Origin of the sequence: Rathayibacter sp. AY1B5, assembly GCF_002932795.1 — a bacterium.
GTDB lineage: Bacteria > Actinomycetota > Actinomycetes > Actinomycetales > Microbacteriaceae > Rathayibacter.
The window spans coordinates 218,270-242,891 of sequence record NZ_PSWM01000002.1 but is presented as its reverse complement, the minus strand read 5'-3'; the positions used below and the strand labels follow the sequence as shown (position 1 = coordinate 242,891).

The window sequence follows — 24,622 nt, the reverse complement described above, 5'->3', positions numbered from 1 at the left end:
AGTCCTACGAGACGTTGTCGTGGTACGACGCGTTCTTCGTCTCCTTCGAGAGCAGGAGCGCGATCAGCGTCAGCACGGCCGCGGCGCTGAGGTAGAGGCCGACCAGCACGGTGCTGCCGCCCGCCGCCCTCCACAGCGCGACCGCGATGATCGGCGCGAGCGCCGCTCCGAGGATCGACGCGAGGTTGTAGGCCATCGCCGAGCCGGTGTAGCGGACGTTGGTCGGGAACAGCTCGGGGAGGACGGCGCCCATCGGGCCGAAGGTCAGGCCCATCAGCGTGAAGCCGAGGATCAGCACCGCCATGACGCCCGCGAAGCCGGCGCTGAACAGGGGCACGAAGAGCAGGCCGAACACGAGGATCGCCGCGGTCACCACGAGCAGCGTGCGCCGGCGGCCGAAGCGCTCCGCGAGCGGGCCGGAGACGAGGGTGAAGATCCCGAAGAACACGACGCCGACGATCAGCATGACGAGGAAGTCGTTGCGCGTGTAGCCGAGGCCCGGGACGGCGCCGTCGACGGGCGACGTGCCGTAGGTGAGCGTGAACGTGGTCATCAGGTAGAAGAGCACGTAGGTCGCCAGCATGATGAAGGTGCCCAGGATGAGCGGGCGCCAGCTGGTGACGAAGACGCGGGCGAGGGGCAGCTTGACGACCTCGCCCTTCTCGACGACCTTCTGGAACGCGGGCGTCTCGACGAGCTTGAACCGCACGTAGAGGCCGATGATCACGAGCACGGCGCTCGCGAGGAACGGCACGCGCCAGCCCCAGGCGGCGAACGTCTCGTCGCTCATCGTGCTCGCCAGCACCAGGAACAGGACGTTGGCGACGATGAAGCCGATCGGCGCGCCCAGCTGCGGGAAGGTGCCGTAGATGGCGCGCTTGCCGGCCGGCGCGTTCTCGGTCGCGAGCAGCGCGGCTCCGGACCACTCGCCGCCGAGGCCGAGACCCTGGCAGAAGCGCATCACGACGAGCAGGAACGGAGCGAGGAACTCCCAGCCGGGCGTGAGCGCGGTGGGCAGGCAGCCGATCAGGAAGGTCGCGACGCCCATCGTGAGCAGCGACGCGACGAGGGTGCCCTTGCGGCCGACGCGGTCGCCGAAGTGGCCGAAGATGATCGACCCGATCGGGCGCGCGATGAACGCGACGCCGAAGACGGCGAAGGAGGCGAGGAGGGCCGTGGCCGGATCCTCGTTGACGAAGAAGAGCGACGGGAAGACCAGGACCGCGGCGGTCGCGTAGGCGTAGAAGTCGTAGAACTCGATCGACGTGCCGATGAGGCTGGCGAGGATGACGCGGCCGCGGGAGTTCTGCGGGGCGGCTGCTGGCGCGTCGGAGACGGCGGGAGAAGACATGAGGGAGGGGCTCCGTGTGGACGGCGGCTCCCCCCGAGCCGGCGGGGCGGGCGTCGATCGGGCGTCGCGGGCCGCTGGGGCGAGGGGGAGGAGAGAGGCGTCGCTCGTGACGACCCGTCCACTTTACTCCGTGTTCTCCCAGGTTCGTGTGCGGGCGACCCCAGGACGGGGGCCGCCCGCAGTGGTTCAGCTGCGCAGGGAGCGGAGGAGCAGAGCGGTCGAGACCGCCGCCTCGGCCGCCTCGCGCCCCTTGTCCTCCTTCGAGCCGGGAAGACCCGCGCGGTCGATGCCCTGCTGCTCGGTGTCGAGGGTGAGCACGCCGAAGCCGACCGGCTTGCCGGTCAGGATCGAGACGGTGGTGAGCCCGGAGGTGGCGGCGTCCGAGACGTACTCGAAGTGCGGGGTGCCGCCGCGGATGATCACGCCGAGGGCGACGACCGCGTCCGCCCCCGCCTCCAGGGCCGCCTTCGAGGCGACGGGCAGCTCGAACGAGCCGGGCACGCGCACGAGGGACCAGGACGCTCCGGCCTCGTCGAGGGCTCGGCTCGCTCCGGCGATCAGGCCGTCGCTGATCTGCTCGTGCCAGGTCCCCGCGATGACGACGACGCGCAGTCCCGCGCCGTCGAGAGGGGAGGTGGTGGGGGCGCCGCTACCGGCCATTGCTACTCCTTCGTGGTGGCGCCGGCGATCCCGGCGTCGAGGGCGAGGCCGGAGATCCCGGCATCGAGGGGGTCGTGGTCGAGGACGCTGTCGAAAGCGTGGCCCATGCGGTCGCGCTTGGTCTCGAGGTAGCCCTCGTTGAAGGCGCCGACGCCGACCACGAGCGGCACGCGCTCCGCGACGACGATGCCGCGATCGGTGAGCTGGCGGACCTTCTCGGGGTTGTTGGTGAGCAGGCGCACCTCGGTGAGGCCGAGGTCCTCGAGGATGCCGACGGCCGCTCCGTAGTCGCGCGCATCGGCGGGGAGTCCGAGCGCGAGGTTGGCGTCGAGGGTGTCGAGGCCGTCCTCCTGCAGGCGGTAGGCGCGCAGCTTGTTGACCAGGCCGATGCCCCGTCCCTCGTGTCCGCGGAGGTAGACGACGACGCCTCCGTCGCGCTGGATCGTGTCGAGCGCGGCGTCGAGCTGGGGTCCGCACTCGCACTTCAGCGAGCCGAACGCCTCTCCGGTCAGGCACTCGGAGTGCACGCGCACCAGGGCGGGCCGCCCCGCGGCGACCTCTCCCGCGAGGATCGCGACGTGATCCGCTCCGGTCTGCCGATCGCGGTAGGCGCGGATCCGGAACGGGCCGTGCGTGGTCGGCACCGTGGTCTCGACCTCGAAGCTCACCCGCGCGCTCTCCGGGACCGCGACGGCCACGGGCACCTCGGTGTCGCAGTGGAACTCCTGCAGGTACGCGATGAGGGCCGCGACCGTGGTGACCGGCACGCCCTCGCGCTCGCCGAGGGCGATCAGCCCCGGCAGCCGCATCATCTCCCCGTCCTCGGCGACGATCTCGGAGATCGCGCCCACGGGGTAGAGGCCGGCGAGCTTCATCAGGTCGACCGCCGCCTCCGTGTGCCCGTCGCGCTCGCGCACGCCGCCGTCGACCGCGCGCAGCGGAAGGATGTGGCCGGGCCGGTGCAGCCTCGCGGGGGTCGCCTCGGGGTCGGCCAGCACGCGGAGGGTGTGCGCACGGTCGGAGGCGCTGATGCCGGTGGAGAGGCGGTCGGCCGCGTCGACCGAGAGCGTGTAGGCCGTTCCGCGCGGGTCCTCGTTCTCGACGACCATCAGCGGCAGGGCGAGCCGGTCGGCGATCTCGTTGGTCATCGGAGCGCAGATGAAGCCGGAGGAGTGGCGGACCATCCAGGCGATCGTCTCCTGGCTGGCGAGCTGGGCCGAGACGATGACGTCGCCCTCGTTCTCGCGGCCCTCGTCGTCCGCGACGATGATCGGGCGGCCGGCGCGCAGGGCCTCGACGGCCTCGGGGATGGTCGCGAGGCTCATGAGCGGGCCTCCTCGACCGAGCGCAGCGCGAGCATCCGCTCGACGTGGCGGGCCAGGACGTCGGTCTCGATGTTGACCTGCTCGCCGACCGCGCGCGCGCCCAGCGTGGTGACGGCGAGCGTCTCGGGGATCAGCGAGACCTCGAACCACTGCTCCGGCTCGGCGGCGGGGCTGATCGCCGAGACGGTCAGCGAGACGCCGTCCACCGCGATCGAGCCCTTGTCGACGACGAGCGGAGCGATGCCGGTCGGCAGCGAGAACCGCAGCACCCGCCAGGCCTCGCCCGGGGCGATGGAGAGGAGGGTCGCCGTGCCGTCGATGTGACCCTGGACGATGTGGCCGCCGAGCCGGTCGCCGACCAGCGCGGCGCGCTCGAGGTTGACGGGGTCGCCGACGCTCACGCCGTCGAGGGTCGACATCCGCAGGGTCTGCGCCATGACGTCGGCGGTGAACCCGTCGTCGGTGTGCTCGACGACGGTGAGGCAGACGCCCGAGACCGCGATCGAGTCGCCGTGCCGCACGCCTTCGACGGCGAGGGGCCCGCGGATGCTGAGGCGGATCGCGTCGGCTCCCGCCTCGACGGCCGTCACGACGCCCTTCTCCTCGATGATTCCGGTGAACATCAGTGGGTCTCCATCTGCAGGGCGTGGGGGAGGCGGGCCGGAGTGCCGGCACCGCCCGCGGGGAGGACGTCGGGGCGCGCGGTCACGAGGAGGTCGTCGCCGAGGATCTCGACCGAGCGGAGGGAGAGTCGCCGGGCCTCGCCGATGCTCTCCACGCCGAGGTCGCCGAGCGCGAGGCGGGGGCCGCCGAGGAGTGCGGGCGCGAGGAACACGAGGTACTCGTCGACCAGCCCGGCGGCGACGAGCGCGGAGGCGAGGGTCGGCCCGGCCTCGACGTAGACGCTGCGGATCTCGGCGGAGTAGAGGTGCGCGAGGACCGCGGCGAGGTCGTGCGTGCGCTCGACCATCACGGCGCGGGGGTGCTCGTGGAGGCGGGCGCCGGACGGCACGGAGCGGGTGCCGACGACGACGGGCACCGGCTGGTGGGCGAGGAGCTCGCCTCCGTCGCCGCGGGCGGTGAGGGCGGGGTCGTCGGCCAGGACGGTGCCGGTGCCGACGAGGATCGCGTCGTGCGCGGCGCGCTGCTCGTGCACGCGCTGGCGGGCCGCCGCTCCGGTGATCCAGCGGCTGCTGCCGTCCGCCGCCGCGGTGCGGCCGTCGAGGGTCGAGGCCCACTTGAGCGTGACGAAGGGGCGGTGCAGGCGGGTCGCGGTGAGCCACGGGTGGAGGAACTGCTCGCCCTCCTCGGCGAGCACGCCCTCGATCACCTCGACGCCGGCCTCGCGGAGGGTGCGACCGCCGCCGGCCGAGCGCTCGCCCGGATCGGGCACGGCGTAGACGACGCGCGAGACGCCTGCCTCGATCAGGGCGCGGCTGCAGGGGCCCGTCCGTCCGGTGTGGTCGCACGGCTCGAGGGAGACGACGGCCGTGGCGCCCTCGGCGGCGCCCGGTGCGACGTGCGAGAGCGCGTCGACCTCGGCGTGCGCGGTGCCGGCTCCGTGGTGCCAGCCCTCGCCGAGGACGGTGCCGTCGGGCGCGAGGATCACGCAGCCCACGCGCGGGTTGGGTCCGCGGGCGGGCCCGCGCTCGGCGAGCGCCAGCGCCCGGCGCATCGCGTGCTCGTAGTCGATCGTCATTCCCGGTTCTTCCGTTCGTCGCCGAACTCCGGGGTCTCGAGCGATGTGCGCGGGCACCGTCGCTCAGCATCGCGCGGTGATGCGCGACGCTCGTGCTGCCTCTCCTCCGGACTTTCACCGTCGGTCCTGGAGTTCCACCAGGTCAACCGCCGCCCCTCTCGAGGGGCTGCGGCTCGCGGACTGTGACCGCCGGTTCGGAATTCCCACCGACCCCGGAGCACGTGCTGTCCGGTCAGCCTACCCACCCGCCGCCCGGAGGGAGCCTCCGCGCGTCACACTCCCGGCGCACGGTCGGCTCCGTGCGTCCCGGAGCCCGTCGGCGCTGCGGTCGCCCGTCGTCTCCGCACGGTGGACGGCCGCGCTGCGTCCCCTCCGTCGATCACTCTTCGTTTGCCGTAGATGTCGGTTGCATCCCAAATTGGATAGTCCGATCGTTCGACTCCGGTTGGCGTATACCGGCCGGGCTGGTCAGACACGGGATGTCCTCCACCGGCGACGGAGATTTTCGCCGCTCAATGGCGCGACGAGAATCTCCGTCGATCGAGGCTCCGAGGTCAGCTCTCCCGCTCCTCCGCGCGCATGCGCCTCCTAGCGCGTCGAGCTACCTCCACGGTAAAAGCAGTGAGGACCAGTCCCGTTCCAGGCCCGACGAAGGGCGTGAGAACGGCGCGTGCATCGGTGAACCAGAACAGAAGCAATAGAACCGCTGTACCGCCGAACAGCAGAAGCGCCAATCCTCCAAGGATGGGATTGCGCAATTCTCGGCGCATCGCCCGACTGAGATCGTGATCAGAGGCCATTGAATCTCCTTCGCTGTTCTTCGCGCGCTCTAACAGCGCTGGATGACCGGGTGCAGAGAGCCACCTATAGTGAGGTAGCGTGCGCCGAGGCACTGGCCAGAGTTGTTCGCTTGAACTGCGGCGACGTGGAATACGGCGCCGTAAGCGCCGCACACCGCTCCGAGGGGGGCGAATGCGGCCGTCATTGATCCGCACAGTAATCCTGCCGCTGCTGCGGTAGATTGCGACGCGGTTTTCGTCTCGGTTCTGTTGAGCATGATTGTACAGAATGCGGTGTCACAGGCGAGGCTGGGGTCGGCGACCACGGGATAGGATGCGTCCGTGTGATGCACTCTCTGCACCAGCGTGCCGCCGTCGATCGAGAAACTGGTCCTGACAGGAGCGCCGGTGGAATCTGAGGCCCAGGCCGGATTTATGAAGTTGACGGTCCGTCCGTGTGAATCCTTCACCGCAACCGAGTGGTCGATGAACTCGAGGATGGCGGGTTCTCCATCCACGGTCACGTCGAATCTGTAATCAGATGGGGCTGCCTGGTCCTTGATGAGAGCAAAGCCCGCATTGAGAACATGGCCTGCCCCTGTGAACGCGTAATCGTAGGAGTCGCTCATGTTGTAGACGAGCGCGCCTGAAGGCCCGACGCTCGCCGATCGGACAGCGGTTCCTGGAGTGATGCCGACGCTGTGGTTCCTGTATTCGACCGTGAGGCCGGACTTCGTCGAGAGGGAGCCGCTCGGCTCCAGGTGCTCTGATTCGGAGCTTAGTCGAGCGGCGCGTTCACTGGAGGCGGCGATAGGCGTGAGCAAGCCGAAAGATTGCATTGTCGATTCTGCTGTTCGGGTCGCTGTGACGACTCCCGGATCGGCCGTCGCAGGTGTCGCGACCAATGAAGTGAAAGCAAGTACGGTGCCCATGAGCAACGCTCGAACCGATCTTCTGGTGCCTGGCAAGAACATCTCCTTCTTTCAACGTCATCTTTGACACCAGTCACAATTGCAGGGTTATCGCAGATCATCAATGATCGGGCGGGTTCCAGAAGTCCGATGGCGCGTTCGGAGGACCATTCGCCTAATGGTGTCCTTGGCGGGTCGCTCTCGTCGAGTCCCGCGCGACGGAGGGCGCTCGGTTCAGTTCCGGTGCTCGTCCACCCAGCGCGGGAACGGGTCCGCGTACTCCGCCCAGGCGGCCGGGCCGGCCAGCAGCTCCTCGGGGGTGAGCAGGCAGCTCTGCAGGACGGCGGTCAGCCTCCCGGTGTCCAGGCCGGTCCCGAAGAAGGCGAGCTCCTGGCCCAGAGGCGCGTCCTCGTCCCAGCTGAGCAGGCTCGTCGGATCCAGGGTCAGCACGTCGCCCGCGACCGACCACGAGCCGACCCGGTCGGCGCGGGTCGCCAGGCGCACCAGGCCGCGGGAGCGGAGGATGCGGCCCACCTTCTCCGCCACCAGCTCCCCGTGGACCGCCGTGCTCAGGCGGCCGGGGTGGAAGGGCAGCGGATCGCGGAACACGAACTCCTCGACGGTCGTGCCCGAGGCGCGGCGCCGCGAGGTCCCGTTGAGGGCGCACTGCCAGCCCATCGAGGAGGCGATCGCGTGCGCGCGCCGGGGGTGGAGCCTCCGTGGCGCCGCCGGGAGCTCACCGGCGGGGAGGAGATCGGCGGTGGGGGCGAGTGCTCGCAGGAGGTCGCGGACGAGTGCGGTCCGCTCGGGGTCGCTGTCGGAGAGGGGCTCGGCGAGGGCGATGAGGCTCGAGAACTCCAGGCGGGCGGCGAGGCGCTCCGCCGAGTCGAAGGAGGGGCCCGCGCCGCCGCAGAGCACGCGCAGGATCTCCTCCGTCGACGTCACGGCGACCACGTCGAGGATCGCGATGCGGGTGTCGGCCGGATGCCGCTGCGCGCAGAGGTGCTCGAGGACGAGTCCGATCTCGAGCGGGTCCGCCTGGCCATCGAGGGCGACGACCGTGTGACCGCGGTGGCCGTCGTCGGCGTCGGCCGCGAGGCGCCGGTGGAGCTCCTCGGCGAGAGCGGGACCGTCGGCGCCGGGCGGATCGACCTCGAGGTCGATCCGGGACTCGGGCCTGCCGGCGAGGAGTGCGGCGGTCCGCCGGGCGTCGCGGGGCTCGGTCGCGCTCACGAGGGTGACGGCGAGTGCGGGGGGTGCGGGGTGGCGGGGATCCATGAGCCGCTACTCTATCGATAACAGTTCTCATTAACGACAGGAGCATCCGTGAAGGTCCGCAACTCCCTCAGGTCGGTGAAGGCGCAGCCCGGCTCGCAGGTGGTCCGCCGCCGCGGCCGCGTCTTCGTGATCAACGCACTGAACCCGCGCTTCAAGGCCCGTCAGGGCTGAGCGCCGACGGGAGGGTGCGGGCCCTCCCGTCGCGCACGGCCTCAGTGCTCGTCGTAGTGGCCGGCGTGAGCGGCGTGCTTGTGGCCGTCGTGGACGAAGTCGACGTGGTCGTCGTGCTGCACGGTCTCGTGCCCGCAGGCGTCGCCGTGCTCGTGGTCGGCGGTCGAGTGCTCGGCCTCCGACTCGTGCTCGTCGTAGTGGTCGCCGTGCAGGGCGTGGTGGTGCGTGCCGTGGACGTAGTCGACGTGGTCCTCGTGCTGCACGGCCGGGTGGCCGCAGCCCTCGCCGTGCTCGTGCTCGGTGACGGGGTGCTCGGCGTGGAGATCGGTGGTACTCATGGTGCTGCCTTTCCGGATGCGGGGGCCGCGGACGCGACGGGCTCCAGTCGACCAGATCCATAAACGCATTGCAATGGATGCGCCTAATCGAGAGCGATCATCGTTCCCGGCAAGGACGGAGGTCACCCCTCCAGCGCGTGCCGGACAGCGTCGTCGACGATGTGCGTGACGTGGGTGTCGGCGACGGAGTAGTGCGCCTCGCGGCCCACGCGCTCGACCGCGACGAGCCCGGCGGTGCGGAGCATGCGAAGGTGCTGCGAGACCAGCGGTTGCGAGAGCCCGGTCACCTCGGCCAGCCGCCCGACCGTCGACGTCTCCTCGGCGAGGGCCCGGAGCAGGCGCAGCCGGGAGGAGGAGGACAGCACCTTGAAGAGCTCGGCGGCGGGTTCGAGGTCCTCGGTCATCTGCTCATGTAAGCAGAGGTGCATGCGCCGTGTCCGCGCGGCGCCCCGCGCGCCTCCGGCTACCCTCGGTGCGATGGACGAGGACAGGTACGGGCAGGACGTGCTCGCCGGCGACTGGCGCGCCCGCGGCAGGGTCGAGGTGGCGGTGGTCGAGGCCGAGCGCGATCTGGTGGTCGAGGAGGTCGCCTCCGGCTTCGTGGGCGCCGTGCTCGGAGTGGAGCTGCGGATGGTGCGGCTGGAGGACCGGTTCGGCAAGGTCCGCGTGTTCCCGCTGGGGCCCGGGTTCCTCCTCGAGGGGAAGCCGGTGTCGCTCAAGGCGCCCGGGCTGAAGCGCGACGCCGGCCTCGGTCGCGCGCGCTCCGCCTCCGGCTCCTTCCACGTCGCCGACGCGAAGGCACGGGTCGCCCTGCCCAGCCGCATCTACGTCGAGGGCCGGCACGACGCCGAGCTGGTCGAGAAGGTCTGGGGCCACGACCTGCGGGTCGAGGGCGTCGTCGTCGAGTACATCGAGGGCGTCGACAACCTCGACGAGCTGGTGCGAGAGTTCCGGCCCGGTCCGGGGCGCCGCATCGGCGTGCTCGTCGACCACCTGGTGCGCGGCTCGAAGGAGTCGCGGATCGCCGAACAGGTCGCCGCCGGTCCGCACGGCGCCCACGTCCTCGTCGTCGGCCACCCCTACATCGACGTCTGGCAGGCCGTGAAGCCCGGCCGGATCGGCCTGGAGCGCTGGCCCGAGATCCCTCGCGGAACCGAGTGGAAGCACGGGATCTGCGAGGCGCTCGGCTGGCCGCACGAGGAGCAGGCCGACATCGCGCGCGCCTGGCAGCGCATCCTCGGCCGGGTGCGCACCTTCCAGGACCTGGAGCCGGCGCTGCTGGGCCGGGTCGAGCAGCTCATCGACTTCGTGACGGAGCCCGCATGACCCGGCACGCGGGCCTCGGCCTCGCCCTCGACGCCGTGCTCGTCCTGGTCTTCGTGCTGATCGGCCGCGGGAGCCACGACGAGGGGTCGGCGCTGATCGGCCTGCTCACCACGCTCTGGCCGTTCCTGGCGGCGCTCCTGCTCGGCTGGGTCGTCACGCGCTCGTGGCGCTCCCCGGACCGGATCGTGCCCGCCGGGCTCGTCGTCTGGGCGGTGACCGTCGCGGGCGGGATGCTCCTGCGGATCGCCTCCGGGCAGGGCGTGCAGTGGAGCTTCGTGATCGTGACGGCCGTCGTGCTGGCCGTGTTCCTCCTCGGCCGCCGCGCTCTGACGCGGCTGATCGCCCGCCGGCGCTAGGCGGACCGGCGGCTCAGCCCACCCGCACCCCGAAGTGCTCCGCGAACAGCGGCAGCAGGAGGCTGAGCTGCAGCTCGGAGAGGGTGGCGCCCCGGAGGCCGTCCAGCCCGGTGAGCACATGCAGCCCGGCGCCGCGCAGATCGAGGTGCTCGATCCGTGCCCGGGAGAGATCGAGCGAGCGGACGTCGCAGTCGACCAGGCGCAGCCGCGTGCCGGTCGCTCCCGCCAGGTCGAGCTCGTCGATCGTGCAGCGCTCGAGCAGCACGTCGCGCACCGTGGCGCCCCGGAGATTCAGGTAGCCGAGCTTGCAGTCGGCCACGCGCACCTGCTCCCAGGTGCTCTCGTAGAGCTCGCCCGAGCCCAGCCTCGAGGCGAGCAGCTCCACGGAGCGGAGCCGGCTCCGCGGCGCCGAGAGGCCGGGGACGTCCAGGCGCTCCAGCCGTGACTCCGTGATCGACGCGGCGCGCAGCTGGGCCCCGTCCAGGACCACTCCCGCCAGCACGCACTCGCTGAAGGAGGCCGCGGTGAGGTCGGTGCCGGTGAGGTCCGTGCCGGTGAAGCGCAGACCCTCTGCGTGCTCGCGGGCACCGGTGTCCCCGGCGCAGCCCTCGGCGAGGCCGTCGAGGAGGAGGGGGTCGAGCCGGGGAGGAGCGGTCGCGTCGCGCACGCGGCGAGCCTAGTGCTGGCACCATGGCGGCATGCCCCGCCTGCTCGCCGTGTGCCGCGTCGCCCGCCTCCTGCCCGACTCCGGCACGGTCGGCGTGACCGCGATCGACAAGCGGCCGGTCGAGGGTCCTGTCGGCGTGCGCGATCTGGGCCTCTACGGCGATGTGCAGGCCGATCGCGCGCACCACGGCGGCCTCGACAAGGCGCTCTACGCCTACTCCGACGAGGACGCGCTCTGGTGGGCGGAGCGACTGGGTCGGCCGGTGGCGGCGGGGATGTTCGGCGAGAATCTGCGGATCGAGGGCCTCGACGTGAGCGGCGCCGTGATCGGCGAGCGCTGGCGGATCGGCGCGGCGGTCGAGGTCGAGGTGACGATGCCGCGGACGCCGTGCGCGACGTTCCAACGGGCCCTCGGAGAGCCGCAGTGGGTCAAGCGCTTCGCGGACGAGGGGCGTACGGGCGCGTACCTGCGGGTGCTGCACCGCGGATCGGTGGAGGCGGGCGACGCCGTCGAGGTGCTGAGCCGGCCGGCGCACGGCGTCCCGGTCGACCGCTGGTACCGCGAGCACAGCCCGGCGGACGCGCAAGCGCTCCTCGAGGCGGAGGAGGCGGGTGCGCTCCGGCCGGCTCCGGCGCTGCGGGCGTCGATCGAGCGGGCGCTCGCCTGACCCGGTCTACTCCCCGCGCGCCTCGCGCTTGAGGCGGCGCTTGACCGCCCGCTCCGTGAGGACCGTCAGGTAGTCCTGCACGGGCCGGTCCTGCAGCCCCGCGAGCTCCTCGCGCACGAGCGGCGCGACCTGCTCCTCGGAGTGGTCGGGGAACTTCTTGCGCACGTTCGCGGTCACGTCGCGCACCACCTGGTCGAGGTCGAAGTCGGTCGTCATGCGGAGATCCTGGCCCCTCCAGGTGAACAGGAGGGGCACGGAGCCCACGGCCCCGCGCCCCTCCTCCGCGCCGGTCGTCAGCTCGCGGCGACGGCGATCTCGTTCGGCGTGACGTCGAGCTCGCCCGTGGCGACGACCTCTCCCGTGGTGAGGTCGACGGCGTGGATGCTGTCGGCGGCCGGGTCCGTCACGTAGGCGACGTCTCCGGCGACGGCGATCGCGGGGTGCGGGTCCTGCCACTCGACCGGGCTCTCCCAGGCGTCGACGACGGGGTAGGAGGCGGTCAGCTCGCCGGTCTGGGGGTCGAGGACGTGGATCGCGCCGTCCGAGGCGATCATGTACGCCAGGTCGTCGGGGCCGCGGGCGACGCCGCGGAAGGTGTACTCGACGCCCTCGGGCAGGTCGACGACGTTGAGGGTCTTCGCCTCGGTGTCGATCAGCGCCACGCGGTGCAGGAGGTAGCCCTCGGCGTCGCGGTCGTCCTTGTAGTCGCCGACGATGATCGGGCTGGTCTCGCTGACCCAGGCGTTGCCCATGCGGCCGTACGGCTGGTCCGGCGCCTCGAGCTTCGTGATCTCGCCGCCGTCGTAGACCAGGGCGCCGTTCTCGCAGCCGAAGACGACGACCTCGTTCTCGGCCGTGCCCTCTCCGTGGACACCGGGGCACTGGTCGTTCGTGGCCGTCACGGCGCCGGAGGCGTCGCGCACCTCGATGCCGGTGCGCCCGTCGGCGTCACCGACCGTGGTGAGGAAGGTGCCGTCCTCGAGGACGATCGAGACGCCGTGGTGCGCCTCGACTCCCGGGATGGTCTCGGTCGCGGGCATCCCGTCCGAGGCCGCCAGGTCGGCGGTCTCGAGGACGGTCGTGTCGCTCGTGCCGTCGGCGTAGAGGACGGTCCTCCCGGCGTGCCGGACGACGTGGCCCGGGGTGTCCGCGGGGAAGACGATGTCCGTCAGCTCCGGCTCACCGCCGGTGCCGGCGGCGGTGTCGAGGAGCTGGAACCCCTCGCTCACGGTGACCAGGACGTGGCGGCCGTCGCCGGCGGGGTTGAGGCGGGTGAACTCCTCGGAGTCCAGGTCCGCGACGGTCTCGAGGGTCTCGCCGTCGAGGACGAGGACGCCGCCCTCGTAGGCGACGGCGACGCGGGCTCCGGTGGACGCCGCGGCCTCGGTGGCCGGTGCGGTGGACGCCGACGACTCGGCGGCGGGGGTCGAGCTCGACGAGCAGGCCGCGAGGACCGTGATCGAGCAGGCGGCGATCAGGCCGAGGCCCGCCCGACGGACGTGGGTGTTCTGCATGGGTGCTTCTTCTTCCTGGTGGTGGATCGGAGGGCTCACGGGGAGAGCCCGGTGGCGATGCGATGCGTGTTGACGCGCATCATGGCGAGGTAGTCGGGAGCGCCGCCCTCGGGCCCCGTCAGGGACTCCGTGAACAGCTCGACCACCTCGACGCGGATGTCGGCCTCGCTCGCGAGCGCCTGGACCAGGCGGTCGGGAGACGAGGACTCCGCGAAGATCGTGGGGACGCCGGTCCGCTCGACCGCGTCGACGAGGTCGGCGAGGTCGGAGGCGGACGGCGCCGCGAGGGTCGTGCCTCCGGGGATGACGGCGCCGACGACGTCGAAGTCGAAGCGGTCGGCGAGGTACCCGAAGACGTGGTGGTTGGTGACGAGGGCGCGGCGCTCGGCGGGGATCGCGGCGAACGCGGCGGCCATCTCGGAGTCGAGCCGCTCGAGCTCGGCGCGGTAGCCGTCCGTCCGGTCCCGGACGGCGGCCGGATCGACGCCGTCGAGCGCGGCGAGCACGGGCCCGAGGGAGTCGACGACGTCGATCATCCGGCCGGGGTCCGTCCAGAAGTGCGAGTCCGGGCTCCCCTCCGCATCGCCCTCGCTGTAGTCGAGGACGTCGACGGCGTCGCCGGCGACGAACGCGGGGACGTCCTCACCGGAGGCCTCGTCGAGGTGCTGCTGCAGGCCCTCCTCGAGTCCGAGCCCGTTCGAGACGACGAGGTCGGCGGAGCGCAGGCGCGCCGCCTCCTGCGCCGAGATCTCGAAGGAGTGCGGGTCGGCGTCCGGCTTCATCAACGTGACGACCTGCGCCTCGTCGCCGACGAGCTCGCCCACGACGTCGCCGAGGATGTTGGTGGAGACGATGACGAGCGGCCGGTCGTCCTCCTCCGCGGCGGTGCAGCCCGACAGGAGCAGGACCGCCGCGGCGGACGCGAGCGCCCAGCGGCGCCTCATCGGCCCGTCTCCGCCGTGAAGGCCGGCTCGGAGGCGGTCTCGAAGGTGCGGGCGAGGCGGGCGCCGTCCGCGTAGTCGATCTCGTGCAGCCTCCGCTCGGCGGGCGCGCTGACGTAGGCCCGCTGCTGGTCGGCGATCAGGACGGGCCGCGAGCCGTCCGCGGTCGTGTCCGCGACGAGGGGCGCGGTCTCGGCGAGGACCGCGCCGTCGGAGCCGTCGAGCACCAGCACGCGTCCGTCGGCGGCGAGGGCGAGGACGGTCTCGTCCGCGTCGTCGACCGCGGTGACCTGCGCGAGCGGTGCGGGAGAGGGGAGGAGGGTCCACGAGCGCTCCCGGGTGTCGAGGAGCCAGATGCCCGCGTCGCCGGCGAGACCGGCGACCGTGGGGCGGCCCTCGCGGTTTTCGAACGACGTGGCGGGTGGTGCGGTGGTGCCGGCGGGGTAGGGGATCCGCTCGACGACGAGCTCCTCGCCCTCGATCGACGCCAGGAGCGCGCCGTCGGAGCAGCCGACGACGGCGCCGACGCGGGTCGTGATCGTCCCGGCGGGGTCGGGGCAGCCTTCGCGGAGGCCCGTGAACTCGCCGTCCGAGTCGTAGCCGGCGACGGCCGCCCCGGCTCCGGAGCCCTCGGTCACCAGCGCAGAGGAGCCGACGGGCACGACCATCCCCGGTCCGGGCTCGAGGTCCTTCCGGAACCGCTCGACGATCGCGCCCGTCGACAGCGCCTCGGTGTCGAGGAGGACCGCCTCGCCGGAGTCGGGGAAGAAGAGTCCGGTGCCGCCGGTGGTCGAGAGGTTCGTCGTGGCGACGACGGCCGTCCCGGAGCCCTCGACCGTGCCGATCAGGCGGGGGTCCGCGCGGTAGTAGTGGAAGTGGTCGACGTGGTCCCAGGTCCACACGCCGCTGTCGACGATCTCGACGCCCGCGTCGGTCTGCGCGAAGAGGTAGCGGCCGTCGGTCGTCATCGCGCTCGGGGCGCCGATGGTGCCGAGGCCGGTGACCGTCTCGTCGAGGAGGTCGAGGTGCGACACGGCGCCGGTGGGATCGATCGTGGTCAGCCCGAGGCGCGGCTCGGCGAGCTCGGCGGCGTTCGCGACGGCGCCGTGCCCGGAGCCCGTGTCGTCAGCGGCCGGCGCGGAGGCGTCGGTCGAGCAGGAGGCCAGGCCGAGCGCGAGGGCGCCCAGGAGGGCGGTGGCGGTGGTTCGGGAGTGCACGGAGTCCTTTCGAGAGGGAGCGGGGGAGGGGCGGTGCCGGGGAGGTCTCATGCGGCGACCGGCCGAGGGTCCGACCGGGACGCGAGAGCCGACGCGGCCGAGCGGACCGCCCAGGACACGGCGGCGACCGCGACGGCCGAGCCGGCGACCGAGGCGCCCGCGGCCGTCGCCGCGTGCCAGGAGACGAGCAGGCCGACGAGCACGGAGGCCGCGCCGAGGACTGACGCGAGCAGCATCCGGGTCGGGATGCGGGTGGTCCAGTGCCCGGCGGCGACCGCGGGGGCCAGCAGCAGTCCGACGACGAGGAGCGAGCCGACCGCCTGGTAGGAGGCGACGACGGCGAGGGTCACCAGGCCGACCAGCGCGGCCTGAGCCGAGCGCGGACCGAGGCCGAGCACCGCGGCGATGCGCGGATCCAGTGCCAGGGCGACGAGCGGGCGGTGGAAGGCCGCTGCGACGAGGAGGCCGGCTCCGGCGGCGGCGGCGAGCAGCCCGATGTCGACGGGGGTGATCGCGAGGATGTCGCCGAAGAGGATCGAGGTCGCGTCCGTGGCGAAGCTGCCCGAGTGCGAGACGACGATGACGCCCAGCGCCAGCATGGCGACGAAGAGCAGGCCGATGCTGGTGTCGTAGGACAGGCGTCCGCGCCGCTGCAGGGCCGCGATGCCGAGGCTCATCAGCACCGCACTGGCGGCGCCGCCCACGAGGACGGGAGCGCCGAGCACCGTCGCGAGGGCGACGCCGGGGAGCATCCCGTGGGCGAGCGCCTCGCCGAGGAAGGCCATCCCGCGGAGGACCACCCAGGTGCCGACGACGCCGCAGAGGACCGCGACGAGGACGCCGCCGAGGAGGGCGCGCTGGAGGAAGTCGAGAGCGAACGGCTCGAGGATTCCGGCGAGGAGGCTGGGCATGGTGCCCGACCGTACACGATAATGAGAACGGTTATCATCCGTGTACGCTCGTCGGGATGGACGTCCCACCCCTGCCCGCGCCCCCTGTCCGCCTCCGAGGCGCGCACGTCGACTTCGGCTCCCACCGCGCTCTCGCGGGCGTCGATCTCGACGTCGCCGCGGGCTCGCTCACTGCGATCGCCGGGCCGAACGGCGCCGGCAAGTCGACGCTGCTGGAGGTGATCGCCGGAGTGCGTCCTCTGACGTCCGGCACGCGGGATGTCACCGGAGCGATCGCCTTCGTGCCGCAGCGGGCGTCGATCCCGGACCGGCTCCCGGTGACGGTGCGCGACGTGGTGGCGGTGGGGACCTGGGGCCGGCTCGGCCGCCTCCGCCGCAGCGACGCGCGCGCAGCGGACGCGATCGCCACCGCGCTCGACCGGATGGAGATCGCCGCGCTCGCCCGGGAGCCCTTCGCGGTGCTCTCCGGCGGTCAGCGGCAGCGGGCGCTCCTCGCCCAGGGGCTCGCCCGCGGGGCTGACCTGCTGCTCCTGGACGAGCCCACCACCGGCCTCGACTCGGCGAGTGCGGAGCGGATCCGGTCGGTCCTGCACGCGGAGGCGGACCGCGGCGCGACCGTGGTCTGCGTCTCGCACGACCCCGCCGTGCTGGTCGACGCCGACCGCGTCGTCGGACTCGTCGACGGGGCTCTCGCTCCGGCGGTCCGGTCCGTCACCCGAGGCCCGTGAGGCGGGGGCGTACGGGCCGTTCGTGACGGATCGGACCCGAGCGGCGTGCCGGCGGTGTAGCGGCCCGGTCACCGACTCGCGGGCCTCGGGCTGGGAGGATGGGGGGATGACCTCGACGCTGCTCGACCGGATGCCGACGCCCGACGCGGACGGGCGCGTCGACGACGACGCGGTCTACCTGGCCTTCACCGAGTGGGCGGAGTCGCGCGGCCTCCCGCTCTACCCGGCGCAGGACGAGTCCATGCTCGAGATCGCCTCCGGGGCGAACCTGATCCTCTCGACGCCCACCGGCACCGGCAAGTCGCTCGTCGCGATCGGCGCGCACGCCGCGGCGCTCGCCTCCGGGCGCCGCAGCTTCTACACCGCGCCGATCAAGGCGCTCGTCTCCGAGAAGTTCTTCGCGCTGGTCGACGTCTTCGGCGCCTCCAACGTCGGGATGGTCACCGGCGACTCCTCGGTGAACGCCGACGCGCCGATCATCTGCTGCACGGCCGAGATCCTCGCGAACCTGGCGCTCCGGCACGGCGAGGACACCCCGGTCGACCAGGTCGTGATGGACGAGTTCCACTTCTACGCGGACCCGGCGCGCGGCTGGGCCTGGCAGGTGCCGCTGCTCACCCTCCCGCACGTGCAGTTCGTGCTGATGTCGGCCACCCTCGGCGACGTGACGGCGCTCGCCGCCGACCTCAGCCGCCGCACGGGGCGGGAGACCGCCCGGGTCACCGGCGTCGAGCGCCCGGTGCCGCTGCACTACTTCTACGAGATCGCGCCGATCCACGACTCCATCGAGGAGCTGCTCTCGACGAACCAGTCGCCGGTCTACGTCGTGCACTTCTCCCAGGCGGCCGCTCTCGAGCGCGCACAGGCGCTCACCAGCGCGAACATCGCCACCCGGGAGCACCGCGACCGCATCGCCGAGGTGATCGGCGGCTTCCGGTTCACCACCGCGTTCGGCAAGACCCTCTCCCGCCTGCTCCGCCTGGGGATCGGCGTGCACCACGCCGGCATGCTGCCGAAGTACCGCCGGCTGGTCGAGCAGCTCGCCCAGCAGGGCATGCTGCGCGTGATCTGCGGCACGGACACCCTCGGCGTCGGCATCAACGTCCCCATCCGCACCGTTCTGCTCACGGCGCTGACCAAGTACGACGGCACCCGGACGCGCCAGCTCTCGGCCCGCGAGTTCCACCAGATCGCCGGCCGCGCCGGTCGCGCCGGCTACGACACCGCCGGGACCGTGGTCGTGCAGGCTCCCGAGCACGAGTCCGAGAACCGGAAGGCTCTCGACAAGATGGGCGACGACCCGAAGAAGCGGAGGAAGTGGGTCGCCAAGCGCGCGCCGCAGGGCTTCGTCAGCTGGGGGGAGCCGAGCTTCCGCAAGCTCGTCGACGCGGAGCCCGAGACGCTGACCTCGCACATGACGATCACCTCGGCGATGCTGCTGAACGTGATCGCCCGCGGCGGCGACGCCTACGCGAACGTGCACGCCCTGATCTTCGACAACCACGAGCCGTGGAAGCGGCAGCTGCAGATCGCCCGGCGGGCGCTGGGCATCTACCGGACGCTGCGGGAGGCGGGCGTGGTCGAGCAGAGCGTCGGCGCCGACGGCGTGACCCGCATCCGCCTGACCGTCGACCTGCAGCCGAACTTCGCGCTCAACCAGCCGCTCTCGCCGTTCGCGCTGGCCGTGTTCGACGTCCTCGACCCGGAGTCGCCGAGCTTCGCGCTCGACGTGATCTCGGTGCTCGAGGCGACCCTCGACGACCCGCGCCCGATCCTCGGGGCCCAGCAGTTCCAGGCCCGCGGCGAGGCCGTCGCCGCGATGAAGGCCGAGGGGATCGAGTACGAGGAGCGGATGGAGCTGCTCGAGTCCGTCACGCACCCCAAGCCGCTCGAGGAGCTCCTCGAGGCGACGTTCGAGACCTACACCGCCGCGCAGCCGTGGGTGAAGGACTTCGAGCTCTCGCCGAAGTCGGTCGTGCGCGACATGTACGAGCGGGCGATGTCCTTCGGCGAGTACACCGCCTTCTACAAGCTCTCCCGCTCGGAGGGACTGGTGCTGCGCTACCTGTCGGACGCGTTCCGCGCGGCTCGCCAGACCATCCCGGACGAACTCAAGAACGAGGAGCTGCACGATCTGATCGAGTGGCTGGGCGAGCTCGTGCGCCAGGTCGACTCCTCGCTGGTCGACGAGTGGGAGGAGCTGGTCAATCCGGCGCTCCACGCGGCGGACCAGGCGATCGTGCCGCCCGCTCCGCGCCGCCTCACCGCCAACCACCGAGCCTTCCGCGTGCTGGTGCGCAACGAGATGTTCCGCCGGGTGACCCTCGCCGCCCTCGACGACCACGAGGCGCTCGGCGAGCTCGACGCCGCCGCCGGCTTCGACGCCGACGCGTGGGGCGCCGCTCTGGACGACTACTACGACGAGCACGACAGCATCGGCATCGGGCCCGACGCCCGGGGGCCGAAGATGCTGCTCGTCACGGAGGAGCCGACGCAGTGGCTCGTGCGGCAGATCCTCGACGATCCGGCCGGCGACCACGACTGGGGGATCTCGGCGACCGTCGACCTCGCCGAGTCGGACGAGCAGGGCGCTGCCGTGGTCCGCGTCACCTCGGTCGGCCGCCTGGACTGATCAGCGGCCGCGCTTCTCCCGGCGCTGCATCTCGGCGGCGATGTCCGCCTCGGTGATCTCCTTGCGGGCGGGACCCCAGATCGACACGGCCTGGCCGACGACGCCGATCCCGATCCCGATCATCGGCCAGATCGGCCAGAAGTAGCCGTCGGCACCCGTGCCGACCCAGACGGCGGTCGTGATCGCCGAGACGCTCGCCCAACCGCCGACCGAGCCCAGGAAGTCGCGGCGCCGCTTGACCTCCCGCACGGCGAGAGCGCGCTCGGCGTCCTCGACGCGGGCGGGCTCCACCACCTCGCCGGAGGCGGCGGCCGGGACGGCCTCCGCGGACCGGTCTCGCCGGGCGGACGGATCCGGAGTTCCCCACTCGTTCGTCATGCGGCCAGCCTACGCAGGGGCCGTTCGCCGCGATACGCGGTCCATCCGGCGGACCGCTCAGGCGTGGACGAGGAACGAGCCGATCAGCGCGGACGCGGACTCGGCTTGGGCACCTGCGAGACGGAAGTGACGCGGAACGGTTTCGGGTTGGAGACGACCTGCTGGCCCTCCTTGACCTGGATCGGGCGAGACCGGGGCGGTGTCGGAACACGACTCGGCATGCTGTCCTCCTCACGTCGATGGAACACTGATGAGCAGATTCTCGCTCACGACGGTCCGAGGAGGAAGCGGCGGACGTGATACCCACCACAGTGACAGGCATTCTGATCCTGCTCGTGCTCCTTCTCCCGGGCTTCGTCTTCGTCACTTTCCGTGAACAGCATCGACCGACTCGACGTCTGTCGACGTTCCGCGAGACGAGCGTGGTCCTCGCGGCGACGACGGTCTCGTACGCCGTTCCGCTCCTTCTCGTGGTCTGCCTCGCCCTCCTCGTACCGCCGGCGCGCGCGGAGCTGGGCAGCGCACTGGTCGAGCCGCTCGACTACTGGCGCCTGCATCCCTTCCGGACCCTGGCGATGGGTGGGCTCGTCCTGGTCGTCGGGGCGACCGTCGCCGCGTTCCTGGGGTCGAGCAGGTCGGCGCTCCTCAGCGGAACCCGGGGTGGTTCGGCGTGGTGGGAGGTCTTCGGAACGGGGTCGACGCTCGCCGCCGGGACGGCGACGACACAGGTCACTGCGACACTCGAGGACGGCAGCGAGATCACCGGCGTCCTCCACTCCTGGAGCAGAGACGGCGAGGACGGCCCGGATCGGGACTTCGTGCTGGTCGATCCGCTCTGGATCCAGCCGCCGGGCCGATCGGAGGTGAGGCGGCTGGAAGCCGAGTCGATCGTCATCAGCGCTCGCCGCCTCCGCTACCTCTCCGCGCGGTACTTCGACGTCAAGGATGACGCGTCGGCGGGAGGAGACGAGCGTCGCGGCAGCGGTCCGAGCGGCCGCTGGACCGTCGTGGTCCTTGTCGCCGCGGTGCTCGGGGCGCTGGTGGCGCGCCGTTCCCGCAGTCGGTGACAGTCACGCGACGGACGGCTCGGGCTGGCAGTGCGGGCACCACCAGGTGCGGCGCTGCTCGGGGTCGTCGCGGACCTCCTCGCGGACGAGCACCGTCGTGCCGCAGCGCAGGCACGGGCGCCCGGCCCGCCCGGCGACCCAGTGCCGCTCGCCGCGGCGGGTGCCGCCGGTGGTGGTCTGGAACATCCCCGGGATCGTGACGGAGGCGCGGAGGCCTCTCGCCGCGGTCGCTACGAGGGCGCGGACGTCGAGGGAGCCGATCGGCCGCCAGGGCCAGGCGCCGCGGAGGAAGCAGACCTCGTTGGCCCAGAGGTTGCCGAGGCCCGCGAGGCAGCGCTGGTCGAGGAGTGCGGCGACGACCGGCCGGTCCGGGAGGCGGGAGAGGCGAGCGACGGCCTCGTCGGCGTCCCAGTCCGCGCGGAGCGGGTCGGGACCGAGGTGCCCGACGGCGCGCGGCTCGTCGCGGGTGGCGAGGAGTTCGACGACCGGGAGGTCGATGCCCCAGACGGTCGAGCCGTCGTCGAGGCGGAGGCGGACGCGGACGTCCTTCTGCACCGAGCGGGGGACCGCTCGGTGCGGAGCGGTCACGGTCCAGGAGCCCTGCATCCGCAGGTGGGTGTGCAGGGTCGATCCGCCGGAGAAGCGGGTGAGGAGGTGCTTGCCGTGGGTGTCGTGCTCGAGGATCCGCAGCCCGGCGAGGGAGGTGCCTGCCGCGTCCCCGGAGCGCAGCTCGCCCTCGAGGACGGTGCGACCGTCCGCCGCCCGCCTGAGGCGGGCGGCGAGACGGTGCACACTGTCTCCCTCGGGCATCCCCGAACTCTAGGAGCCGGAGCTCGTCGGGATCAGGGGTCGCGCGGGATCAGGCGCCGCGGTAGGCCTGCTTGTAGACGCGCTCGGTGCCGTCGGGCGCGGTGACCTCGATGGTCGCCGTTCCGGCCTTGATCGGCGTGAAGACGGTCACGGTCTTCACCGTGAACGACTGGCCGGGCTTGACCGTCTTCTTCGTCTTGCTGCCGTAGGCGGTCGTGATCTCGATCGAGACCGTCTCCGGTCCGTTGTTCACCGCCGACACGGTCAGCGTCCGCACGACGGCGAGGCGCTTGGTGGAGGCGGTGGTCGCGACGTCGATGACCGTGACGGGCTCGGGCTCCGGGTCCGTCTGGGTCTCGGGCAGGTCGAGACCGACGACGACCGGGTCGTGGTCGCTGGAGCGGAACGCCGAGGTGTCGTAGAAGATCGTCGCGTTGTAGTCGTAGCGGCTGTACTCCAGTGCCACGGACTCGCCGCTGTTGATGTTCCAGGTGTCGACCCCGGTGACCGTCCTGTCGGCCGCGGGCGAGGCGAACACGTGGTCGAGCGAGCCGACCGCGCCGTCGAACGAGTACGAGTACTTGCCGTCCTTCGCGCCCTGGTCGATGTAGCCGGCGTCGGTGATCACCTTCACCGGGTCCTCCTTCGAGTAGGCGTTGAAGTCGCCCAGCAGGTAGACGAGCTCGGTGGCCTTCTCGGTGCGGAGGCGGTCGGCGAAGGCGACGAGGGCGGTCGCCTGCTTCACCCGCGAGGCGTTCGAGGCGCCCTGGCCGTCGCCCTGGTCGGCGTCCGCGCCGGATCCGGAGCCCTTCGACTTGAAGTGGTTCACGATCGCGACGAACTCGCTGGCGCTGTCGCCGAGGAGGCGGAACTCCTGGGCGAGGGGCTTGCGGGCGTTCGAGAAGTTCACCGTGTCGTTGAGCACGACGGACTCGCCGACCGGCTCGATGACGGCCTTCTTGTAGATGAAGGCGGTGCGGATGACGTCCTCGTCCGCGAGCGCGGGGAGCGCTGCGGGGGAGGGGACGTAGGCCCAGACCTCGGAGCCGGCCGCCGTGTTGAGCGCGGCGGTCAGGGTGGCGAGGGCCTCGTCGCGCGGCTTGCCGAACTTGGCCGAGTTCTCGATCTCCTCGAGCGAGACGACGCCCGCGCCGAGGGTGTTGATCGCGGTCACGATCTTGGCCTGCTGGCGCTCGAGGTCGTCGGCGTTCGCCGCTCCGCGGGCGTCGCAGCCGCTGTTGACGGTGACGGGGTCGCCGTCGCGGTCGGTGTAGAAGGTGCAGCCGGTGATCGAGTCGCCGGTGGTGGAGAAGTAGTTGAGCACGTTGAAGGACGCGATCGACAGGTCGCCGCCGACGGCCTCGGGCTTCGCGGTCCGGGTGTTCGCGAAGGTCGCGGGCTGCACGTCGCCGGCGTTCTCGACGGTCAGCTGCGTGGTGGGCTGGAAGGCCCAGCCGCCGTTGCGGTAGTCGAGGACGACGGGGCGGGCGAAGGTCGCCGGAGCACCGACGCGGATCGGCGCGGTCGGGGTGAGGTAGGGCAGCGGGATCGCCTTGTTCGCGGCAGCGCCGAGGAAGTTGATCGAGGCGCCGTCGTCGAGGGTGATCGCGCGGGCGGCGTTGTCCGCGACGACGGCGGCGAGCTCCGGCGAGCCGGGGCGGGCGACCTCGGTCGGCGTGAGCAGCGGGGACGTGCCGGCGGCGAGGCCGATCGAGCCGAAGCTGTTCAGATCGAAGGTGTCGGTGACGGTGTAGGCGCCCTGCGGGGCGATCAGCATGCTCTCGAGCACCTCGCGCTCGGCGGGGGTGCGGGGGAGCGCGACAGCGGCCGGGACCGGCGCTGCGGCGGCGCCGTCGAGCTTCACGACGGTCGCGGCCGAGGTCGGGGTGAGCTCGGTCAGGCCGTTGTACTCGCTCACCTCGCCGGTGATGCGCAGGTGGTCGCCGATCGCGACCGACCCGACGGAGGCGGAGGAGAAGACGAAGACGGCGTCGGAGGCCGTGCGCGAGCTCTCGCCGCCGGTGCCGGGGGTCTGGATGACGTAGCCGTTGTAGCCGCCGGACGGGTAGCGGGCGGTGACGACGCCGGAGGTGGTGACGGTGCTGCCGACGAGCGGCGACGAGTCGCCGGTGCCCTGGATCTCCGCGATGGAGACGGCCGGGATCTCGGCCGGCGGGGTCGTCGGCGGAGTGGTCGGCGGAGTCGTGGTGGGCTCGGGCTCGGATCCTCCGCCCGCGGCCTGCGGGGTCGGTGCGCCGAGCGCGAAGTCGGCCGAGTTGACGTCGGTGTCGCCGGTGGCGGTGTCCGCGCGGGCGATGGTCTGGGTGAGCGAGGGGACCGTCGCGACGGACGACTCGAAGGTGTTCGAGGTGCCGTAGCCGACGAGGTCGATCACCGCGTCCGGCTGTGCGGAGGCGCCGGTGGGCGGCGCCACGAGCGCCGAGGTCCCCTCGACGAGGAAGAGGGTGCCGCCCGCGGCGGCCATGTTGAGGCCGTTCGCGCTCTGGTCGGGCGTCGGCAGGGCCGCGCCGTTGGTGCCGTTGCTGGCGCCGGCGAGCAGGAAGTGGCCGCCCGCGGGGACCGAGCCGGTGAGCGGCACGGTCGTGGTGGGGTTCGCCGTGCCTGTCGCGGAGCGGTACTGGATCGAGAGGCCGCCGAGGGCGATCTCGGCGGCGGTGGGGTTGTAGAGCTCCACGTAGCGGTTGCTGAACGCGGCGCCGGCGGAGCCTCCGCGGGCGAAGACCTCGCTGATGACGAGCTCGTCGCCCGAGGGTGCGGCTGTGGCGGAGGTCGCGACCAGCGGAGCGGCCGCGAGGGCCAGGCCGGTCAGGGCCGCCAGGCCGAGCCCGCGCCTCCGGCGGCGGTCGGGCGGGGTGGGAGAGTCGGGCATGGTGGT

Annotated in this window: 26 protein-coding genes and 1 riboswitch; of the genes, 7 read left to right on the top strand and 19 right to left on the bottom strand. The window is 72.1% G+C overall.

Annotated elements, in window-relative coordinates; genetic code table 11:
• Positions 1 to 4: 4 nt before the first annotated feature.
• The 8 genes from C5D44_RS03205 to C5D44_RS03180 form a co-directional block, all read right to left on the bottom strand.
• Positions 5 to 1,351: an MFS transporter gene (locus C5D44_RS03205; protein ID WP_104280812.1), complete on the bottom strand. Its 1,347-nt coding sequence runs from the start codon at positions 1,349 to 1,351 to the stop codon at positions 5 to 7.
• Between the two features lie 186 nt (positions 1,352 to 1,537).
• A complete protein-coding gene (gene ribH, locus C5D44_RS03200) occupies positions 1,538 to 2,011 on the bottom strand; it encodes a 6,7-dimethyl-8-ribityllumazine synthase (RefSeq protein ID WP_104250609.1) in 474 nt (157 codons plus the stop codon).
• 2 nt (positions 2,012 to 2,013) lie between these two features.
• Positions 2,014 to 3,336, bottom strand: a complete 1,323-nt coding sequence (gene ribA / locus C5D44_RS03195) for a GTP cyclohydrolase II (protein WP_104280811.1) — start codon at positions 3,334 to 3,336, stop codon at positions 2,014 to 2,016.
• Positions 3,333 to 3,959 carry a riboflavin synthase gene (locus C5D44_RS03190; protein ID WP_104280810.1) on the bottom strand — a complete coding sequence of 209 codons (627 nt, stop codon included), beginning with the start codon at positions 3,957 to 3,959 and terminating at the stop codon, positions 3,333 to 3,335. The genes ribA and C5D44_RS03190 overlap by 4 nt, the downstream gene beginning before the upstream one ends.
• Positions 3,959 to 5,035 carry a bifunctional diaminohydroxyphosphoribosylaminopyrimidine deaminase/5-amino-6-(5-phosphoribosylamino)uracil reductase RibD gene (gene ribD, locus C5D44_RS03185; RefSeq protein WP_258065211.1) on the bottom strand — a complete coding sequence of 359 codons (1,077 nt, stop codon included), beginning with the start codon at positions 5,033 to 5,035 and terminating at the stop codon, positions 3,959 to 3,961. The genes C5D44_RS03190 and ribD overlap by 1 nt, the downstream gene beginning before the upstream one ends.
• Before the next feature lie 90 nt (positions 5,036 to 5,125).
• A riboswitch (FMN riboswitch) is annotated at positions 5,126 to 5,258 on the bottom strand.
• A 331-nt stretch (positions 5,259 to 5,589) separates the two neighbouring features.
• On the bottom strand, positions 5,590 to 5,835 hold the full coding sequence (locus tag C5D44_RS17580) for a hypothetical protein (RefSeq protein WP_146078468.1): 246 nt from the start codon (positions 5,833 to 5,835) through the stop codon (positions 5,590 to 5,592).
• A 29-nt stretch (positions 5,836 to 5,864) separates the two neighbouring features.
• On the bottom strand, positions 5,865 to 6,746 hold the full coding sequence (locus C5D44_RS17575) for a hypothetical protein (protein WP_146087962.1): 882 nt from the start codon (positions 6,744 to 6,746) through the stop codon (positions 5,865 to 5,867).
• A 213-nt stretch (positions 6,747 to 6,959) separates the two neighbouring features.
• Positions 6,960 to 8,003, bottom strand: coding sequence for a GTP-binding protein (locus C5D44_RS03180; protein WP_104280809.1), 1,044 nt, complete (start codon positions 8,001 to 8,003; stop codon positions 6,960 to 6,962).
• Positions 8,004 to 8,051: 48 nt separating this feature from the next.
• On the opposite strand from C5D44_RS03180, the gene ykgO reads away from it, so the two are divergent.
• Positions 8,052 to 8,174 carry a type B 50S ribosomal protein L36 gene (gene ykgO / locus C5D44_RS03175; RefSeq protein WP_104280808.1) on the top strand — a complete coding sequence of 41 codons (123 nt, stop codon included), beginning with the start codon at positions 8,052 to 8,054 and terminating at the stop codon, positions 8,172 to 8,174.
• A 41-nt stretch (positions 8,175 to 8,215) separates the two neighbouring features.
• On the opposite strand, the gene C5D44_RS18375 is transcribed toward ykgO, so the two are convergent.
• Both C5D44_RS18375 and C5D44_RS03165 read right to left on the bottom strand, forming a co-directional pair.
• On the bottom strand, positions 8,216 to 8,512 hold the full coding sequence (locus C5D44_RS18375) for a hypothetical protein (RefSeq protein WP_104222233.1): 297 nt from the start codon (positions 8,510 to 8,512) through the stop codon (positions 8,216 to 8,218).
• Between the two features lie 122 nt (positions 8,513 to 8,634).
• Positions 8,635 to 8,916 carry a helix-turn-helix transcriptional regulator gene (locus tag C5D44_RS03165; protein ID WP_104222235.1) on the bottom strand — a complete coding sequence of 94 codons (282 nt, stop codon included), beginning with the start codon at positions 8,914 to 8,916 and terminating at the stop codon, positions 8,635 to 8,637.
• A 73-nt stretch (positions 8,917 to 8,989) separates the two neighbouring features.
• Here C5D44_RS03165 and C5D44_RS03160 point away from each other — a divergent pair, with 73 nt between their 5' ends.
• Both C5D44_RS03160 and C5D44_RS03155 read left to right on the top strand, forming a co-directional pair.
• On the top strand, positions 8,990 to 9,838 hold the full coding sequence (locus tag C5D44_RS03160) for a DUF3097 domain-containing protein (RefSeq protein ID WP_104226898.1): 849 nt from the start codon (positions 8,990 to 8,992) through the stop codon (positions 9,836 to 9,838).
• A complete protein-coding gene (locus C5D44_RS03155) occupies positions 9,835 to 10,194 on the top strand; it encodes a DUF3054 domain-containing protein (protein WP_104233715.1) in 360 nt (119 codons plus the stop codon). Before C5D44_RS03160 ends, C5D44_RS03155 begins: the two co-directional genes overlap by 4 nt.
• A 13-nt stretch (positions 10,195 to 10,207) precedes the next feature.
• On the opposite strand, the gene C5D44_RS03150 is transcribed toward C5D44_RS03155, so the two are convergent.
• Positions 10,208 to 10,861, bottom strand: coding sequence for a pentapeptide repeat-containing protein (locus C5D44_RS03150; protein ID WP_104280807.1), 654 nt, complete (start codon positions 10,859 to 10,861; stop codon positions 10,208 to 10,210).
• A 31-nt stretch (positions 10,862 to 10,892) separates the two neighbouring features.
• Between C5D44_RS03150 and C5D44_RS03145 the strand changes: the two genes are divergently transcribed.
• Complete coding sequence (locus tag C5D44_RS03145) at positions 10,893 to 11,528, top strand: MOSC domain-containing protein (RefSeq protein WP_104280806.1); 636 nt, start codon at positions 10,893 to 10,895, stop codon at positions 11,526 to 11,528.
• Positions 11,529 to 11,534: 6 nt separating this feature from the next.
• On the opposite strand, the gene C5D44_RS03140 is transcribed toward C5D44_RS03145, so the two are convergent.
• The 5 genes from C5D44_RS03140 to aztB form a co-directional block, all read right to left on the bottom strand.
• Positions 11,535 to 11,744 carry a three-helix bundle dimerization domain-containing protein gene (locus C5D44_RS03140; protein WP_068254857.1) on the bottom strand — a complete coding sequence of 70 codons (210 nt, stop codon included), beginning with the start codon at positions 11,742 to 11,744 and terminating at the stop codon, positions 11,535 to 11,537.
• A 77-nt stretch (positions 11,745 to 11,821) separates the two neighbouring features.
• Entirely contained in the window at positions 11,822 to 13,042 is a 1,221-nt protein-coding gene (aztD, locus tag C5D44_RS03135) for a zinc metallochaperone AztD (RefSeq protein ID WP_104280804.1), read from the bottom strand.
• Positions 13,043 to 13,077: 35 nt separating this feature from the next.
• Positions 13,078 to 13,986 carry a zinc ABC transporter substrate-binding protein AztC gene (gene aztC, locus C5D44_RS03130; RefSeq protein ID WP_104280803.1) on the bottom strand — a complete coding sequence of 303 codons (909 nt, stop codon included), beginning with the start codon at positions 13,984 to 13,986 and terminating at the stop codon, positions 13,078 to 13,080.
• The gene (locus C5D44_RS03125; protein WP_104280802.1) at positions 13,983 to 15,200 is read right to left on the bottom strand and encodes an ABC transporter; all 1,218 of its coding nucleotides are present in this window, start codon (positions 15,198 to 15,200) and stop codon (positions 13,983 to 13,985) included. The genes aztC and C5D44_RS03125 overlap by 4 nt, the downstream gene beginning before the upstream one ends.
• A 47-nt stretch (positions 15,201 to 15,247) precedes the next feature.
• Positions 15,248 to 16,111: a zinc ABC transporter permease AztB gene (aztB, locus tag C5D44_RS03120; RefSeq protein ID WP_104280801.1), complete on the bottom strand. Its 864-nt coding sequence runs from the start codon at positions 16,109 to 16,111 to the stop codon at positions 15,248 to 15,250.
• A 56-nt stretch (positions 16,112 to 16,167) separates the two neighbouring features.
• On the opposite strand from aztB, the gene aztA reads away from it, so the two are divergent.
• A complete protein-coding gene (aztA, locus tag C5D44_RS03115; protein ID WP_104280800.1) occupies positions 16,168 to 16,839 on the top strand; it encodes a zinc ABC transporter ATP-binding protein AztA in 672 nt (223 codons plus the stop codon).
• Positions 16,840 to 16,945: 106 nt separating this feature from the next.
• A complete protein-coding gene (locus tag C5D44_RS03110; protein ID WP_104276363.1) occupies positions 16,946 to 19,471 on the top strand; it encodes an RNA helicase in 2,526 nt (841 codons plus the stop codon).
• Here the strand turns inward: C5D44_RS03110 and C5D44_RS03105 are convergent, their stop codons facing one another.
• Positions 19,472 to 19,849, bottom strand: a complete 378-nt coding sequence (locus C5D44_RS03105) for a 2TM domain-containing protein (RefSeq protein ID WP_104280799.1) — start codon at positions 19,847 to 19,849, stop codon at positions 19,472 to 19,474.
• A gap of 311 nt (positions 19,850 to 20,160) precedes the next feature.
• On the opposite strand from C5D44_RS03105, the gene C5D44_RS03100 reads away from it, so the two are divergent.
• Complete coding sequence (locus tag C5D44_RS03100; RefSeq protein WP_104280798.1) at positions 20,161 to 20,916, top strand: DUF6338 family protein; 756 nt, start codon at positions 20,161 to 20,163, stop codon at positions 20,914 to 20,916.
• Positions 20,917 to 20,919: 3 nt separating this feature from the next.
• On the opposite strand, the gene C5D44_RS03095 is transcribed toward C5D44_RS03100, so the two are convergent.
• Both C5D44_RS03095 and C5D44_RS03090 read right to left on the bottom strand, forming a co-directional pair.
• A complete protein-coding gene (locus C5D44_RS03095) occupies positions 20,920 to 21,726 on the bottom strand; it encodes a DNA-formamidopyrimidine glycosylase family protein (RefSeq protein ID WP_104280797.1) in 807 nt (268 codons plus the stop codon).
• A 49-nt stretch (positions 21,727 to 21,775) separates the two neighbouring features.
• The gene (locus C5D44_RS03090; RefSeq protein WP_104280796.1) at positions 21,776 to 24,616 is read right to left on the bottom strand and encodes an ExeM/NucH family extracellular endonuclease; all 2,841 of its coding nucleotides are present in this window, start codon (positions 24,614 to 24,616) and stop codon (positions 21,776 to 21,778) included.
• Between the last annotated feature and the right edge of the window lie 6 nt (positions 24,617 to 24,622).

What these genes read in the sequence shown, in the direction of transcription:
- C5D44_RS03205 (WP_104280812.1), bottom strand. Translation starts at nt 1,351, where the DNA reads ATGTCTTCTCCCGCCGTCTCCGACGCGCCAGCAGCCGCCCCGCAGAAC.
- ribH (WP_104250609.1), bottom strand. Translation starts at nt 2,011, where the DNA reads ATGGCCGGTAGCGGCGCCCCCACCACCTCCCCTCTCGACGGCGCGGGA.
- ribA (WP_104280811.1), bottom strand. Translation starts at nt 3,336, where the DNA reads ATGAGCCTCGCGACCATCCCCGAGGCCGTCGAGGCCCTGCGCGCCGGC.
- C5D44_RS03190 (WP_104280810.1), bottom strand. Translation starts at nt 3,959, where the DNA reads ATGTTCACCGGAATCATCGAGGAGAAGGGCGTCGTGACGGCCGTCGAG.
- ribD (WP_258065211.1), bottom strand. Translation starts at nt 5,035, where the DNA reads ATGACGATCGACTACGAGCACGCGATGCGCCGGGCGCTGGCGCTCGCC.
- C5D44_RS17580 (WP_146078468.1), bottom strand. Translation starts at nt 5,835, where the DNA reads ATGGCCTCTGATCACGATCTCAGTCGGGCGATGCGCCGAGAATTGCGC.
- C5D44_RS17575 (WP_146087962.1), bottom strand. Translation starts at nt 6,746, where the DNA reads ATGGGCACCGTACTTGCTTTCACTTCATTGGTCGCGACACCTGCGACG.
- C5D44_RS03180 (WP_104280809.1), bottom strand. Translation starts at nt 8,003, where the DNA reads ATGGATCCCCGCCACCCCGCACCCCCCGCACTCGCCGTCACCCTCGTG.
- C5D44_RS18375 (WP_104222233.1), bottom strand. Translation starts at nt 8,512, where the DNA reads ATGAGTACCACCGATCTCCACGCCGAGCACCCCGTCACCGAGCACGAG.
- C5D44_RS03165 (WP_104222235.1), bottom strand. Translation starts at nt 8,916, where the DNA reads ATGACCGAGGACCTCGAACCCGCCGCCGAGCTCTTCAAGGTGCTGTCC.
- C5D44_RS03160 (WP_104226898.1), top strand. Translation starts at nt 8,990, where the DNA reads ATGGACGAGGACAGGTACGGGCAGGACGTGCTCGCCGGCGACTGGCGC.
- C5D44_RS03155 (WP_104233715.1), top strand. Translation starts at nt 9,835, where the DNA reads ATGACCCGGCACGCGGGCCTCGGCCTCGCCCTCGACGCCGTGCTCGTC.
- C5D44_RS03145 (WP_104280806.1), top strand. Translation starts at nt 10,893, where the DNA reads ATGCCCCGCCTGCTCGCCGTGTGCCGCGTCGCCCGCCTCCTGCCCGAC.
- C5D44_RS03140 (WP_068254857.1), bottom strand. Translation starts at nt 11,744, where the DNA reads ATGACGACCGACTTCGACCTCGACCAGGTGGTGCGCGACGTGACCGCG.
- aztD (WP_104280804.1), bottom strand. Translation starts at nt 13,042, where the DNA reads ATGCAGAACACCCACGTCCGTCGGGCGGGCCTCGGCCTGATCGCCGCC.
- aztC (WP_104280803.1), bottom strand. Translation starts at nt 13,986, where the DNA reads ATGAGGCGCCGCTGGGCGCTCGCGTCCGCCGCGGCGGTCCTGCTCCTG.
- aztB (WP_104280801.1), bottom strand. Translation starts at nt 16,111, where the DNA reads ATGCCCAGCCTCCTCGCCGGAATCCTCGAGCCGTTCGCTCTCGACTTC.
- aztA (WP_104280800.1), top strand. Translation starts at nt 16,168, where the DNA reads ATGGACGTCCCACCCCTGCCCGCGCCCCCTGTCCGCCTCCGAGGCGCG.
- C5D44_RS03110 (WP_104276363.1), top strand. Translation starts at nt 16,946, where the DNA reads ATGACCTCGACGCTGCTCGACCGGATGCCGACGCCCGACGCGGACGGG.
- C5D44_RS03105 (WP_104280799.1), bottom strand. Translation starts at nt 19,849, where the DNA reads ATGACGAACGAGTGGGGAACTCCGGATCCGTCCGCCCGGCGAGACCGG.
- C5D44_RS03095 (WP_104280797.1), bottom strand. Translation starts at nt 21,726, where the DNA reads ATGCCCGAGGGAGACAGTGTGCACCGTCTCGCCGCCCGCCTCAGGCGG.
- C5D44_RS03090 (WP_104280796.1), bottom strand. Translation starts at nt 24,616, where the DNA reads ATGCCCGACTCTCCCACCCCGCCCGACCGCCGCCGGAGGCGCGGGCTC.